Source organism: Microvirga tunisiensis (assembly GCF_009296175.1).
Lineage (GTDB): Bacteria > Pseudomonadota > Alphaproteobacteria > Rhizobiales > Beijerinckiaceae > Microvirga > Microvirga tunisiensis.
This window is the reverse complement of record NZ_VOSK01000181.1, coordinates 1-13333: the sequence shown is the minus strand read 5'-3', so window position 1 is coordinate 13333 and position 13333 is coordinate 1. Positions and strand designations below refer to the sequence as shown.

Below are 13333 nucleotides of genomic sequence, written 5' to 3'. Positions count from 1 at the left end.
TAGGTCAGGCCGCTCTCGCGTAGCCCCACCACCTGTCGCCGACGCTCCTCTTGTGCTGCTGCTGGCAGCTTGCGCATGTCTATATGCTTCATCCCGTCGATCTGGTCCGACCGGTCGTGGATTTCAAGATCTCCCAAGCCGGATCAATAAATTGCTGCAAATGCTACACATTTACCAGACTGCACTAGCTCCGCGCTAGACAGGAGCTCACGCGGGAAAGGCCGCGTTTCTAGCCACTGCAGAAGTTCAGTATCGTCCGGAAAGTGCCAGTAAGAGACATTCCGGTGTGCTGCGACTGCTTTGAACCACTACACAACAGCTCTTGCTCTGGACATCTCCTACAAACGTGGCTTCCACAACGAGATCAGATCAACGGTGAGATCCCTGGGGGCGGGCCGGCCGAAGAGATAGCCTTGTCCCTGGTTGCAGCCATGAGCCTGCAGGAACCCGGCCTGGGCTGCCGTTTCGATTCCCTCCGCCACGGTCGTGAGACCAAGGCTACGTCCAAGAGCCAAAACCGCCATGAGAATGGCCGCATCATCAGGGTTGCTCGTGAGATCCCGGACAAAGGATTGGTCAATCTTGATCACATCAACAGGGAATTTCTTCAGATGCGATAGAGAGGCATAGTCCGTGCCGAAGTCGTCTAGGGCGATCCTGACACCCTTAGCCGAGAGCGTCTGGAGCGCCTGCTCCACAACCTCTGATCCCCGCCCGACGAACACGGTCTCGGTGACTTCCACCTCCAGGTACCGTGTTGGGACTTCAGCGATACGGAGTTGATCCAGTAGTCGTTCGGCAAAGTCGCCCCTCCGGAACTCCGCCGCCGATGCATTCACAGCCACATGCCCAAACTCCAATCCGGCCTCCAGCCACTGACGCATGTCGCTGATAATGCGCTCCTGCATCTGCTGCCCCATCGCCACGGCAAACCGTGGGTCGTCGAATGCAGCCTGGATTGCGGAGGGCAATTGCAGTACACCGTGAGGGTCACGCCACCGCAGCAGCGCCTCAAACCCTGCGAGTTCGCCTGTGCTCAGGAGAACCTTGGGCTGGTAGAAGGGCTCGATCCGCCGCTCCTCGGTCGCCCGGCGCGCATGGTTCAGCATGGAGGCCCTGCGCTGAGCGTCAGCCCGCATTTCAGGCTCGAACAGCATGGCCTTGCCGCGTCCGGTAGACTTGGCCGCATGAAGCGCCATGTCGGCCTGCTTCAGAAGGTCAGAGCTTTTGCTCCCATCACTAGGCCAGATGCTGGCTCCGATGCTCGTGCGGCAATCAAGGATGTGTCCGCCATAGGAGAACGGCTCTTCGAGGCCGCTGAGGATACCTTCGATGATAGTGTTCAATCCGAGCTCGCCATCAATGTCAGGCAGAATGACGGCGAACTCATCCCCGCCGTTGCGAGTGACCGTATCCGTGCCCCGAACCGATTGCTGAAGCCTCTGCGCCACCTCAACGAGGAGGGCATCGCCTGCATCATGCCCCAGCGTATCATTGACATGCTTGAGATGATCGACATCGAGAAACAACAAGCCCATTTTCCGGCCCGAGTCGGCTGTCTGCCTGATTGCCGCATCAAGTTGCTCGTTGAACAGGGCTCGATTAGGCAACTCGGTCAGAGCATCGTGGTGAGCCACCCAGCGGATGCGCGCCTCCGCCTGCTTTTGTTCTGTCAGATCTCCGACGAACCCCTCCAAGGAAATGGCCTCGCCAGCCTCGTTGTAGATGAATTGACCACGGTCCAGCACCCAGCGGATCTCGCCCGATCGAGTCACAATCCGGTACACGGCGGAGAAGAGGCAGCGGTCCTTACGGGCCTGGGATACAGCCCTCTCGAACTCCTGAAAGTCCTCCGGATGAACAATATCAGCCCAGTCGAGAGTTCCATTGCTGAAGTCGGCTGCACAGTACCCGGTCAGGGCTTCTGCGCCCTCGCTAATGAATGTGACCGGCCACAGCAGCTTTGGATCAGCACTATAGACGAGACCGGGCAAACTGTTGATGAGGGTTGCGAGCTTGCGCCTGCCTTCGCGCAACGATTCTTCCGCCTGGATCCGCTCTGTCAGGTCGCGTGAAACACCAATAACACCGATGATTTCGCCATCCCTTCGCCAGGGCACCTTCACGGTCTGGAACCGGCGGGGTTCTCCACGGATCGGGATGGTCTCCTCGACTTTGGAAACCTCTCCGGTCGAAATCACGTGGCGGTCGGCTTGCTCATACACATCGACAAGCTCAGGGGGATAGAAGTCGCCGACCCGCTTTCCGATCAACGAACTCCCTTCGGTGATCTGACGATTGATGAAGATGAATCTACCATCTCGATCCTTGACGAAGATCAGATCCTCGACGCTGTCGATAACGGTTTGGAGCAGATTGTGAGCTTGGCGGGCTGTCTCTGCAGCCAGCTTCCGGTCGTTGATGTTGCGGAAGAAGACAGACAATCCGCTTTCAACAGGGACCGCATGAATCTCGTACCAGGCTGACAGAGGCGGATAGTAGATTTCGAAGGTCTCTGGAGAACCCTTATTCATAGCATGCCGATAATGGCGTCCGAGGGCCGACTCTGCCGCGTCTGGGAAAGCCTCCCACAGGCTGGCGCCCACGAGATTGCGTCCGCCGGCAATCTCAGCGACGGCACGCTTGTTCAAAAAGGTGAACCGCCACTGCCGGTCAAGGACGTAGACGCAGTCCGTCGTGGCTTCCAGAAAGTGCAAAAAGTTCTGAGGAATGCCGTGATTGACAACTTCCCTGGTCGCTACTTCCTTGCCCCGCGTGTGCACTACAGGCCGCCTTTGTTTGCTACTGTATTTCAGAGCCGATTTGGCCCGAGCGGGTTAGCCATGAAATCCCAACCAACGCTACTCGGCTTTTTGTCACGCTGAGTGTAAATCGGCACCAAAACGTTGACCTCTATCAGAACAGGTGCAACCGGCTGAACATGCGAAACAAACCGCTATGACAGAGAGGTCACAGTCGGCGCCGCTCGTGACCCTCCCGCTCTGAGAAAGCCCTCAAGCCGCCGAGAGGCTTACGTTTGGCAAGCGACAGGGTCTGGGTTCAAAGCCGAATGACATCACGAGACGCTCGCCATCATGGCCCGATCCTCCGCTGAGAAGCCTCATCAGGGAATCACGACCTGCCGCCAATCGTGAGGACTTTTTAAACGAAATCTGCCAGAAGAAGACGTTCATGCAACGCTACGATGGATTGTGGATGGGTCGATCTGCCCCTCCTCGATGCGGCGCAGAAGGTCGTCGGTCCAACGGTTGACCTGCGTCTGACCGTCCGGATGGTCAGCCCCTTGTTCATCAGCTGACCCATCGGGATCTTGTCGACCAACCCGCCATAGACACCGGGAATTGAGATCACCCCGGTCGGGCGGCAGACGTAGATCATCTCGCGCAACACGTACGGCCGGTCGCAGGGAGCGTCCATATATGACAACGCCCGATCCTCTCCGGATCGTGCTTTATAGATAAACAAGCGAAGGAGCAGAGCCGGCGCAGCCTGTCGGACCTCACCGGATGGCATGGGTGCGCCCGAGGTCAGCCAGGCACGATCAGATAAGTCTTTGGCGCACAAGAACAAGAAGAGGGATCCCTCTCTCTGCTAGCAACCGGTCGGCTCGTAGGGGCAATCTCCGCGCCGAACTCCGCCCGCCCGTAAGGCACCTCGATGAACAACGCCAGTGGGCGGGCGGGACACCGTTTCCTTGTACATTCACCTCGCCAATGCAGCGCTTTTATTTCGACATCTTTATAGGACCCGACGCCAACCTCGATGCCGATGGTCATGAGATTGGGAGCCTACGGGCTGCCGAAATCGCGGCCAAGCGTACCGCGGGTGAACTCGCGCGGGACCAGTTGTTGAAATTGCATGACGCGGCCCCTAAGGGCATTCGAGTCGAGGTGAAGAATGAACATCGGCAGCATGTCCTCACCGTGACGGTATCGCTTCAGATCGACCAGGTGGGATTGATGCCACACTCCAGCGTGTAAGGATCAACCATGTCTGCTGATCAGCTTGAAAAGCTGCTGAGTGCCGCCGGCAGGCCGAAGAAGCTCGCGCTATGGCGGAATGGATGACGCTGAACGAAGCCAAGCATCAGCCACTTGAGCTTGCACGATATTCTGTTTTTGCTCATTTTGCGATCAAAGAAGCACCCGAGCCCTTTCCAGAGTTGCCCCCATGGAAAGGGTCGGGCAAGTGGAATGCAGCCAGCATCCTGCGATTCTAATTTCTTACATCGAAAGCCGAACGTCAGAGCAATTACTCTACTGTAGAGCCCCGCCCGCTGGATCGATTGCCCGGAAATGCCAAATATTTTGCTTTTCCGGCCATCCTTATTCGTGACCGAAGTTCGGCCCAGCATATCTGCTATGAAGGGAGCTCTTCAGTCGATTGTTAGTGGGTGCGAGGGCTCGTCCGGTTCTGCCGGATTATGAATCATGCGACGAACTTCTCTGGGCGACTTCCCCATCCAACGCTGAACGGCTCGGACAAAGGAGCTGGCCTCATTGTAACCTAAGAGCCAAGCGATTTGCGAAATCGAGATGTTATGTTGGCGCAGATAACCCTGTGCGAGTTCAGACCGGAGTTCCTCCAGGATCGTGCTGAAGGTCAGGCCCTCGTCCGCCAGCCGCCTGGATAGCGTGCGGACGCTCATGCCGAGATCCATCGCGATGATCTGGATGTTCACCTTCCCATGCGGCAGGCGAGGAGTCATCGCATTCTCGATGCGAGTTCGAAGCGGTCCCTGCTCCCCGTGGCGCCGATTGATAACATCGTAATAGTGCTTCAGCAGGAGTTCGTTGAGATGAGGGTCGGCCGTGACCAACGGAAGGTCCGTCACGTCGCGCGTGAAGGAGATCCGGTCCTGCTCCGCACCGAACGTGGGCGCCACCCCGAAATAGCGCTCCATTTCCGAGAAGACGCCGCTGCGCTGATGGACGAAGCTCACTTCGACCGGCACGAACTGGCGATCGGTGAATATCCGGCATTTCCGCAAGGTACAGGTCATCCAGAACTCGATCTGCTGCCGGTCCCGATGCCGCTCTACGCCCGCGTATTCTGTGACGATCGCCAGAGTGCCATCCACCTGGCATTTTGTTCGAATGCCCTCGCTGACGACTGAACTGTATCGCACTTCACGGTCGATTGCGTCCCCGAGATGGCTGGACGACGCCATCACGTAGTAGAAAAAGCCAAGTCGGCGCAGGTCGTAGTCTCGAGCCATATGGAAGCCGAGGAAATCGTCCTTGAGCACCTCCGCCACCAGGTTGAGGAAGTCCATCTCGCCTCGTGCACTGACGCGGGTCTCCGGATCGTCCATCAATGTGAGCGGAAGGCTGGCCTCCGTTAGCAGAGGCGTGATGTCGATGTCTTCCTGGAGGGCTCGCTCGGCTGCCAATCTGGCCAAGCTACCGGCTGCGCTGGGGAGAGCTCCGAGGTCATTCCCCGGTGGTAGTCTACCTTGGGCCATCGCCTGCCCCGCCTGGCCCATCTGCACAAGTAATGGTTTTAGCCGCGCTCATGCGTCTTTGGAATCCAATCTGGAATCCTGCAGAATCAGCGAAGATTGGCTGGGGTGGAATGGTTGAGCGCATGGCGCGGAGAAGCCTTGCTCGTTCTCAAGTCAGATCGGGGCCAACGCGCCAGAGTTCTTAAGCCTCCTGTCGGACGCCGCGCGGCTCTGGCTGGGGCACAACCCGGCTCCGAGGGCGTTGAAGTCGGCTGTTTTGCCCGGGGTAAAGGTAGTCGGGCGTGAACTCACCGGCGTTCCTCAACCCATCCCAATCATTTATCTTGACCGTTCCTCCGTGCAAGGTAATCAGTCCGCTTTCGCGGAGCTGCTTAAGGATGCGGTTGACATGCACGGGCGTGAGGCCGAGCGCATCGGCAAGCCTTGCTTGTGTCACTGGAAGTTTGAAGTTGTCGCCCTGCGTGAGGCCGACGGCGTCCAGGCGTAACCACAGTTCGCAAAGAAGGTGTGCGGTCCGCTCGTAGGCTGTGCGCCGCCCAAGTCTCACCATCCACTCCCGGGCCGTAGCCGCGTCGACCAGGATGCTATGCGACAGCGCGCGGGCAATGCGGGGATAGATTTGCGTGAGATCGAGAAGCACCTCATGCGGGATGATTGCCACGTTCCCTGAGGTCAACGTGCCGATGGCATGGTCCATCCTTCCGAGGAAAAAGGCCGGCAGGTCGCAGATGTCCCCCGGGATCTGGAACGACAGGATCTGCCGCCGCCCATCAAACAGCAGCTTGTAGGCGCAGGCGTAGCCGCTGAGTATCAGCTTGCAATCAGTCGGATGATCGCCAAGGCTCACGAGGTCCTCGTCAGGGCCAAAGGATCTGATCCTGGTGGCCGCATCCCTGATCGCTTGCTTCTCCTCCGGCGAAAGCCAGCCGAACTGGCCAAAATGACAGATAAGCGAGATGGGCATGGTTGCTTCTCCTTTCAGAGCCCGGATCGAAGGTTAGCCGCGCCGTTCCGCGAAGGTTCTTGGCACGGCCACATGCGAATCAGCGCAGTGTCATGGATCAGGATGAACTCGGCATCCGGTGGTCACCGGGGATGGTTCCGTATCCTGGCAGCGGCCTTCGGGCGATCAGGTCCTGGTGGAGCTCAAGGTTCGCCGGACCCTTCGTTCACGGCTCAACCGCGGGCATGCACGCCCGCCAAGGCGGCGATCCGCACCAGTTCCGGGATCGTCCGGGCGCCCAGGCGCTGCATGACATGAGCCCGGTGGGTTTCCACCGTGCGCGGGCTGAGGCCGATGCCCCGCCCGATCTGCTTGTTGGTCTGGCCCGCCAGCAGGCCCGCCAGGACCTCGCGCTCGCGGACCGACATCTCGGCGATGCGCCCCCGGGCCCGGTTGGCTTCCTGGTCTTGCTTGTCTGCCTGGGAAATGTCAGCGGCTGCCGACGCAACGGCGGTCAGCAGCTCATCCGGATTATAAGGGATCGGAAGGAAGTCCACCGCACCGGCTTTCATCACCTGCACGGCAGACTTTACATCGCTCTGGATCTCGCCCAGGACGATCACCGGCAGGCCGATGCGCCGGGTCTTGAGCTCCCGCGGGATGGTCAGACCGCCCGCGTCGGGCTGGCGGATGTCGAGCACCACGCAGCCTAATACCAGGGCTGGGGCCGCCTCCAGGAAGGCCTTGCCGGACGGGAAGGCTCTCACGTCATAGCCGGCGTTGCGCAGCCCTCGCGTCAGATCCTGACGCGAGGGCTCATCGGCATCGACCACATAGACGAAGCGTCCCTCATGGCGGGTGATGTCCTGGGCAACGCCGCCAGCGCAGCGGATCTGATCCCGCTCGTCGCGAATGGGGAAGATGGTGTTGCGGATCCAGCGTACCGCCCCGTCAGAGCGGACGATGCGAAACTCTTCCGTGATGGCCTCTCCCAGCCTGACCAGGTCAAGCGCGCCTCGTGCGCGTTCTCGATCCTCCGGATGGACGAAGCGGCCCCAACGGCTGGGACCGCCAAGCGTGCTTTCGATTGTTTCGCCCCAAACGGGTTCGAAAGCAGGGCTCAGGTATTCGAGATTCATCGTCGCAAGGTTGAGAATCCACAGCACGGTGCTTGAATTCTCGGCGAACTGGCGGAAGCGCGCCTCGCTCTCGCGCAGGGCTGCTTCGGCTCGCTTGCGCTCCGTTATATCAAGTGCAGCCCCGGTGAACCCCACCGGCTGGCCATCTTCGAAAGTCGTCCGGCCATGGGTGGAAACCCAACGCTCGACCCCATCCTCAAGCCCGATGACGCGGTATTCGATGGCGTAGATACTAGGACCGGCAGGATCGCTGCACTGGGCGATAGCGGCCTCGACGCGCGGGCGATCCTCGGGATGAATACCGGACAGAAACAGCTCCTCGTCGACATGAGCATCAGGGGGCAGGCCCCACATCGCCTTGAGCCGGGCATCCCAGCCCAGCGCACCGGTGGCCGGGTCCCAGGTGTAGGGCGACAGGCCAACGAGGTCGATGGCGGCCTGGAGCCGGGTCTCACTCGCGTGTAGGGCCTTGGTGCGCTGCTCCAGTTCGGTCCGGTCCGCTTTAGCCTCGTCGAGAGCCGAGGTCATCTGGAACGCGGCCGCGGCGAAGCGGGCGAGGCTTTGCAGGACCCGCGCATCCTCTGCATCGAACCGTCCCTCGGGAGTGTGCCTGATGGCCCAGAGGGTGCCGAGCGCCTCGCCCTTCACGTGCCAGGGGGCCAGCAGGTTCTCGTAGATGCGTGGCTCGACCCCCCGCAGGGCCGGAAAAAACCGCTCTGCCTCGTTGAACAGAAGGACGCAGTTGCGTTCCATCACCGTCCCACAGGGGCTCGCCTCCCGGGGCATGGTGCCATGAAGATTCACCGCAAACCCACAGGCTGCGGCGTGCCAGCGGAGCATGCCGCTTGTTCCGCCGGGCTCCAGGATGCTGATGCCGGCGGAATCCGCACGGCACAGCTCCATGACCAGTTCAGCACATTTCTGGAGCACGCCGCCTGGGTTGGCGGCCATCTCCTGGGCCAGAAGCCCGAGCGCTCGACTCTCGGTTTCGTAGTTTGGGGTGCGGGAGGGGCGGCTCGCCAGCTCAGCCGTGATCAGGACATCATCGACCCCTCTCACCGGGGGATCGGAACCGGCAGTGCTGGCCATTGCAGCCTCCTAGAGCATTCAATGACAATGCTCAGACCGCCCCAAGGATCAGGAGCTGATAAAGGATGCTCAAAGGGCAGCTCGGGGTCAAACTGAGCTGTTGAGCATAGCCTTATGAACGTCAGCTTGTCTTATGAGTACGGAAGTTCGACGTACTTCCGGGATGTGCCAAAGAACGACCTTCGTGCTCCTGCAAGCGGCGGGAGGGCCAGGCCAGTTTGATGACGTTCCGCATCCTCCATTTCACTCGCTGCGACCTGTTCGAAGGCCAGGATAGTGCCTGTGCTATCGGCGAACGACCGATACTGTCTCAACCTTCGCGTGGAGCCGCAGCCGCATCAGCTAGAGACCGCAGGCTCAGCTCGTCTGTATCCACGGCAGCAACAAGGTTCTGGCGCGTGGCATGTGGATGCATCAGCGGGTAGATGTCAAATGACTTCTGGCGAAGAGCTTCGATGAAGCCAGGATCCCAGATCCGCAGCGCGAGCAATGCGACGAGAAGCAAGAGGCCAACAATCCGTCCGATCCCGAAGCATCGCATCCTTGTCGGAAGAACCCTCACGGGTGTCGTTCCAGCAGGCTATAGGTCTATGCATCGACGAAATTTCCGCTTCGGCCGTCGGAATGGGATCGTGTCCCTCCTTGGACCAGATAGTCATGGAGGGGATCGGACAGGATCGATCGTCGGCGCATGCTCCCCTCACAGAACGTGGTCTGTGGAGCGTGGCAGAGCGCCTGCGATGACCAGCTCCGTCGTGAGGATTTCTCCGCTGGCGAATGTGACGACCGCCGACACAGTGTTTCCGTCACCTGCAAGCTGCCTCAGCCCTGCGACGGACGCATCGAGCGCATACCCATTGGGAGTCGAGACGAGATCCTCCCGATCGATCCCGGCGATTGCGACGCCGTTCACGAAGATGTCGAGATCGGCCACCGTCCCCTGTGAAAGCGGCGCCCCGAGGACGGAGATATCGATCTGGTCCGGCGAGGTCATGCGCGAGGCTCCGCCCGTATTATCGATGTCATTCAGCTGGGAGAGGCTCGCACTCGCGCCGATCCCGAGAGCGGTGATCTTCGCCTCGTAGACATCGTTCAGCGTCGCGAGCTCGGAGTCGAAGGAGCCCTGTCCGTTGCCGTCCGAGAGAAAATACAGGAAGTTTTCTTCGCCTCCTCGGTTCAGACCCTGCAGCCTCACATTGGCCGCTTGCAAGGCATCGGCAAAGTTCGTTTGCCCGTTGGCATCCAGGCCTCTCAGGTAGTTCGCGATCGTGCTCTCCCCCGCGCTCCCGAGACTGAACGTCGCCGCGTTGACGCCGCCCCCGCCGGGATTTGCGGCCTCGGTCGGATCGGCGCCGCCGTTGAAGGGGATGATCGTGACGCTGACATCGGCCGGAGAGAATCCAAGCCCTCTGATCCGCTCCGTCAGTGCGATCAGACCTGCAATCTCCGCATCGAGAATCGTGTTGGCGCTGCCGTCGCCGTTGAGATCGCCGACCGGCGTTCCCTCGAACCGCTCCGACGTGCTGCCCGAGACGTCGATCAGATACAGGATAATCATCTGCGGCTGAAGAACCGGCCCGAGGCCGATGATCAAGTCGAGATCGGCTTCTGTGGTCGTGGTGGCGGATGGCGCATCCATGATGAGCGAGACCGGCTGGTTGTTGAAGCCGAGTGTGCCGCTTACCGATGCCGTCCGATGGGGCGATGTGAACGCCCCTGCTCCGCGAACCTGCAGGGTGACGTTTTCCGTATCGGTCGCCCCCTTGCCGTCGGAGATCGTGTAGGTGAAAGACAAAGTTGCGGTCTGGCCGGCGCTGAGCGCCCGAAAATCATCGCCGGTGTCGAAAACCAGATCGCCAAAGGCGTTCAGGGAGATGGAACCTTCGAGCGGAGCTGTCCAGTGAACAATCTGGAGGGGATCGCCGTCCAAATCGCGGTCGTTGGCGCGCACGTCCAGGATGCTGCGTCCGACCTCGCCTACATCGCCGATGCGGTCGCCTGCTGCAACAGGAGCATCGTTTTGGCCGACGACCGTCCAGGAAACGGAGGCTAGGTGTCTGGATGCGGATGCCATCATTGGTCACCATACTGTATTCGACATTAACGGTCTCGGTCTCTCCCTCCCCCAGATGCTGGTAGGCTGGATGCGAAGGATCCAGAGAGAAGTTTCGCGAGTCGTCGAGATATCTCACGCCTGGAGGCAAGGATGCCGGCACGATCACGAAGGGCAGCGTCGCGCCGGCCCCCGTGAGGATGTCCAGCTGCGCAAGCGGTCCGTCCTCGACTGCCGTGCCGCGGACTGCCTCCAGCACGATCGCACGGGACGGAATGACCGGGTCACGGGACGCGAGACGCTCCAAGATGAAAGGCGCGATGGCGAATTGCGGTAGGTCCAGCGGCTCGATCCGCTGAGGCAGGTTTACGGGAACGATGGCCCCATCCTCGAAATCGCTGCTGCCGCCCCGGCGGTTCTCGGCGGTGAAGAAGCGGAACATGTCCCTCACGAAATCGCCTTCGCTCCGGATGTCGTCGGCTGTCTTGGTGATTTGCGTAATGCGTGGGTCGGTGCCGGCTACGGGGGTCAACAGCGTCGCAACGCGGGCATCTGACATCGACGTGATCACACGGGACGGGTTGTTCTTATCGAGGAGGACGAACGACCCTACGGTGCCGTCCGGCTCTGCAAGGAGCGAGAATTTCGTGGTTCCGCTGAACGCGGCGATCTCGGTCTGAACGGCTGTTCCTCGGATCGCCATGGTGGCAATGGGGGTGTCGACCTTGAGGTCTCCGGTCTTGGCAATCCGCCCTGCAACGAACCCGATCAGGCCTTGGACAAGGGTGAACAGCGCAGAGTTCGCATTCGAATCCGCAGCGTAGACCATGTCGTTCAGCACCATGCGGGCGCTGGAGGACAGGCTGAAAACCGTACCGTCGGTCAATTTGATCGTCAGCGCCGAATTCGCGCCCGTCTGCACCACGTCACCTTTGGCAACCATGTCGCCGAGCTGCAGCACGATCGATACACCGTTTCGCAGGACGGTTGCGGATCCGGACACCTTCTCGACGCGGCCAATCGGCGTCTGTGCCACTGCCGCAGTGCCGGCTTGCGCGTACTGGCCCCTCGCATCAGGTCCCGCCAGTGCCTCGACGGTCGCGCCGGTGAGGCTCGCGCCTTCGGGCGTGGTGATGTTCGGGCGCCGGTCTCCCCTGAAGTAATCGAGGATAACCGCCGATGTCTCATTCTTCACGAGCAGGAGATCGGCTCCGGACCTCTTGAAATCGGCAGTGAAGAGAATGTCCTTGTCGGGAAAGAGGATCGAGGGTTCAGGGTCAGCACCAGGGCTCGACGCCTCGCCGGCATCGATCTGGATATCGAAAACACTGGCGCCGGCCCCGGATTGGTACACAGCTGAACCCTTGTGCGTCCGCGATGATAACCCTTTCCCCGCCCCGTTCCTAATGGAATGAAATGTCAGAAACCAGCACTGTAGGAGCCGCCTTCCAGCAAGTATCAAGTATCGTAGGCTGCGCGAAAGCTGGCCTAGATGACGGGCTCAACTGCTACGCTCAATCGATTTTTCTACATTCCTGCTCAACTGCTTCTGCCTCTATGACCTAAAGCACTCGCGAAGGTCAGCTTGGGGTCAAAATTTCACGTTCTGGCCGCTTAACGAACGTCGGCACTTGAGTGCCGAAGCGGACCAAACGCGTACGTCTCAGGAGGTAGAGTCGAGGATGGGCGCGGTAGCTTGGGCCGTGCGGCAACGCCCCGTTTCCCATCCCCGCTCATCGAACCGGACGTGCGGCGCTACCGCATCCGGCTCTCCGACCGGCTTCATCGCAAGGCCCACGGCGGGACAGTTCGGGGCAAGCGCTCCAGAGCCAGCACACCGCGTTCACCGTGGATCACATCGAAGGTGAACTGTCGGTTGCCGCGCCCATGCACCTTATGCCGTCGGGCGAGGAAGGCGCGCACGCGCTCGGTGACGGACTGGTCCATCCCACGGAAGGCCGGCCGACATGTCCCATAGGCGAAGTAGGTCGACCAGCCGCGCAGGGACCTGTTCAGCCTATCGCACACTTCGTCCCATGGTTCAGTGTGGCCGGGCGTCAGCAGGTTGGCGACCGTCGCCTTGAGCCGGTGCACGCTCTTCTTGGACGGGCTCGCGCCCAGATACCGCCGGCCGTTCGCCTTGTAGTAGTGATGCCCGAACGAGTAGCCGAGGAAGTCGAAGCGCTCCTGGCGGGCATCCTTCAGCGAGGTCTTGCCCTCGTTGAGGCTCAGCCCCAGCCTTGTCATCACGGCCTTTGACCACGTCAGTGCCTCGGCCGCACGACCGCGGCTGAGAATGACGAAGTCGTCGGCATACGAGACCACGTGGGCTTGGAACGCTTCGCCGCGTCCGGTCAGCCGCCAATGCTTCAGGAACCGGTTCATGTCGATGTTGGCCAGCAGCGGGCCAAGGACCCCACCTACAATGGTGCAAAACTCCTCTTTGATCTCACGGTGACGATCCCGTGGGATCGGCTGCGAACGCGGTATGGCAATGGTTTCCTGGGTGCGCCGTTGATGCTGTGTCGGCCGTCCAGGACGCGATGGCCCGATCACGGAGGCGCCGATGCCAAGGCGCAAGATAATACCCCCGATGCTCAAGGTCCGGGTGAGCCATGAGGTCA

General features: G+C 60.5%; 9 protein-coding genes and 2 pseudogenes. 2 read left to right on the top strand and 9 right to left on the bottom strand.

What is annotated here, in order from left to right; translation table 11 throughout:
- Positions 1-338 precede the first annotated feature (338 nt).
- A complete protein-coding gene (locus FS320_RS28270; RefSeq protein ID WP_152715582.1) occupies positions 339-2717 on the bottom strand; it encodes a sensor domain-containing protein in 2379 nt (792 codons plus the stop codon).
- A 491-nt stretch (positions 2718-3208) separates the two neighbouring features.
- A pseudogene (locus FS320_RS28265) lies at positions 3209-3426 on the bottom strand (glutathione-dependent formaldehyde dehydrogenase); the annotation flags it as partial.
- Positions 3427-3734: 308 nt separating this feature from the next.
- Here FS320_RS28265 and FS320_RS28260 point away from each other — a divergent pair.
- Both FS320_RS28260 and FS320_RS45340 read left to right on the top strand, forming a co-directional pair.
- Positions 3735-4001, top strand: coding sequence for a DUF6894 family protein (locus tag FS320_RS28260; RefSeq protein ID WP_152715580.1), 267 nt, complete (start codon positions 3735-3737; stop codon positions 3999-4001).
- 83 nt (positions 4002-4084) lie between these two features.
- Entirely contained in the window at positions 4085-4240 is a 156-nt protein-coding gene (locus FS320_RS45340) for a hypothetical protein (protein ID WP_153885341.1), read from the top strand.
- 156 nt (positions 4241-4396) lie between these two features.
- Here FS320_RS45340 and FS320_RS28255 read toward each other — a convergent pair whose 3' ends face one another.
- The 7 genes and pseudogenes from FS320_RS28255 to FS320_RS28225 form a co-directional block, all read right to left on the bottom strand.
- Positions 4397-5422 carry an AraC family transcriptional regulator gene (locus FS320_RS28255; RefSeq protein ID WP_162003289.1) on the bottom strand — a complete coding sequence of 342 codons (1026 nt, stop codon included), beginning with the start codon at positions 5420-5422 and terminating at the stop codon, positions 4397-4399.
- A 244-nt stretch (positions 5423-5666) separates the two neighbouring features.
- Complete coding sequence (locus tag FS320_RS28250) at positions 5667-6449, bottom strand: Crp/Fnr family transcriptional regulator (protein WP_152715577.1); 783 nt, start codon at positions 6447-6449, stop codon at positions 5667-5669.
- A gap of 212 nt (positions 6450-6661) precedes the next feature.
- Positions 6662-8656 (bottom strand): PAS domain-containing protein, encoded by a 1995-nt coding sequence (locus tag FS320_RS28245; RefSeq protein ID WP_152715575.1) that lies wholly within the window; start codon positions 8654-8656, stop codon positions 6662-6664.
- 310 nt (positions 8657-8966) lie between these two features.
- Positions 8967-9161 carry a hypothetical protein gene (locus FS320_RS28240; protein WP_152715573.1) on the bottom strand — a complete coding sequence of 65 codons (195 nt, stop codon included), beginning with the start codon at positions 9159-9161 and terminating at the stop codon, positions 8967-8969.
- Between the two features lie 195 nt (positions 9162-9356).
- Positions 9357-10730 (bottom strand): Ig-like domain-containing protein, encoded by a 1374-nt coding sequence (locus FS320_RS48430; protein ID WP_244627441.1) that lies wholly within the window; start codon positions 10728-10730, stop codon positions 9357-9359.
- 625 nt (positions 10731-11355) lie between these two features.
- Positions 11356-11652: pseudogene (locus FS320_RS48425) on the bottom strand (FecR domain-containing protein); the annotation flags it as partial.
- 839 nt (positions 11653-12491) lie between these two features.
- On the bottom strand, positions 12492-13333 hold an 842-nt coding region (locus FS320_RS28225), incomplete at its 5' end, for a group II intron maturase-specific domain-containing protein (protein ID WP_244627440.1).